Below are 1,147 nucleotides of genomic sequence, written 5' to 3'. Positions count from 1 at the left end.
GAGACCTCTGCGAAACGCCTTGGTGAGTGGATGATGGGGTGATTCGCTGAGCCTCGTGAAGGCTGAGGCGAGGCATCGATGGGTCAGCGACGGATCGGACAGGGGAGCCTGGCGGAGGCGCTGCTGCGGGCGGGTGCCGGGTCGAACCGCCGGCTGGAGCGCATCGCCGGCCTGATCGACTGGGCGCCGATGGAGCGCCTGCTCGCCCCGCTGCGCGCGCCGACGGGGCGGCCCGGCTACCCGCCGCTGGCGCTGTTCCGTGCGCTGCTGCTGGCGCAGTGGTACCAGCTTTCCGATCCTGGCCTCGAGGAGGCGCTGGCCGACCGGCTGTCGTTCCGCCGCTTCTGCGGCTTCGGCCTGGATGACGGCACGCCGGACGAGACCACGCTGTGCCGGTTCCGTGGCGCGCTCGCCGAGCGCGGCCTGGCCGGGGCGCTGTTCGCCGAGCTGAACCGCCAGCTCGACGCCCGCGGCCTGGTTCTGAAGGCGGGCACGCTGATCGACGCCACACTGGTCGAGGCCGCCGTCGCCCGCCCGCCGCTCAGCGAGGGCGAAGTCTCCACCAAGGACCCGCAGGCCGGCTTCACGCGGCGCGGCCAGCGCAGCTTCTTCGGCTTCAAGGCGCATGTCGCGGTCGATCTCGGCTCGGACCTGATCCGCGACGCCGTGCTGACCGGCGCCGATGTGGGCGACAGCCTCGCCGCCGACGGGCTCATCCAGGGCGACGAGGCGGCGGTGTTCATGGACAAGGCCTATGACAGCGCGCCCCGGCGCGAGGCGCTGGCCGAGGCCGGCATCGCCGACGGCATCATGCATCGCGGCCATGCGCGCCGCCCGCTCACCGCCTGGCAGCGCTGGATGAACACGGCGCTGGCGCCGATCCGCGGCCAGGTCGAACGCACCTTCGGCACGCTCAAGCGCAGCTACGGCTGGCGCCGGGTCCGCTATCGCGGCCTGCTGCGCAACGGCGCCCATCTGCACCTGCTCTGCACGGCCATGAACCTCCGTCGTGCCGAACGCCTCCTCGCCTGACAGGAGAGGTGCGTCCGACCCACGACTGCCGCGGCGCAAAACCCATCGCCAACGCCCGTTCCAGCCCGCTCCCACACCTCCAACAAACGATCAGGCGCGTTTCGCAGAGATCTCC

At 71.9% G+C, this 1,147-nt stretch carries 1 protein-coding gene; it reads left to right on the top strand.

The genetic code is table 11. The features are described 5' to 3' along the window. The first annotated feature begins 78 nt into the window (after positions 1-78). Positions 79-1,032 (top strand): IS5 family transposase, encoded by a 954-nt coding sequence (locus tag GXW74_RS27740; RefSeq protein WP_211850166.1) that lies wholly within the window; start codon positions 79-81, stop codon positions 1,030-1,032. Positions 1,033-1,147: the final 115 nt, after the last annotated feature.

Origin of the sequence: Neoroseomonas eburnea (assembly GCF_018129005.1) — a bacterium.
Classification (GTDB): domain Bacteria; phylum Pseudomonadota; class Alphaproteobacteria; order Acetobacterales; family Acetobacteraceae; genus Neoroseomonas; species Neoroseomonas eburnea.
This window is presented reverse-complemented; position numbering and strand designations above follow the sequence as displayed.

Bases quoted from the DNA above. Each gene is read 5' to 3' on its own strand.
- GXW74_RS27740 (WP_211850166.1), top strand. From the start codon at position 79: ATGGGTCAGCGACGGATCGGACAGGGGAGCCTGGCGGAGGCGCTGCTG.